The sequence below is a fragment of the Vibrio sp. HI00D65 genome, from assembly GCF_001635455.1.
GTDB lineage: Bacteria > Pseudomonadota > Gammaproteobacteria > Enterobacterales > Vibrionaceae > Vibrio.
Genome location: NZ_LWEH01000442.1, coordinates 1 through 270, shown reverse-complemented (window position 1 = coordinate 270; position 270 = coordinate 1). Strand labels below are relative to the sequence as shown.

At 44.2% G+C, this 270-nt stretch carries 1 protein-coding gene; it reads left to right on the top strand.

Annotated elements, in window-relative coordinates:
* A partial coding sequence (locus A3712_RS21790) for a histidine kinase (RefSeq protein ID WP_231891862.1) occupies positions 1-270 on the top strand: 270 nt, incomplete at both ends.

Below are 270 nucleotides of genomic sequence, written 5' to 3'. Positions count from 1 at the left end.
CAACCATTGCCCGCGAGCTTCATGATTCGCTAGCTCAGTCACTGTCGTATTTGAAAATCCAAGTGACTTTGTTGAAGCGCGTGATTGGCAAATTGCCAGAACAGCAACATCGAGAGCAATCTGAACAAATAGCATCGGAAATCGGCAACGGTTTAGCAGATGCCTATACNCAATTACGAGAGTTGCTCACAACCTTTAGGTTGACGATAAAAGAGGGTAATTTCGGAGATGCTTTAAGCACCATGCTTGAAGAACTCAGTGAAAGAACAG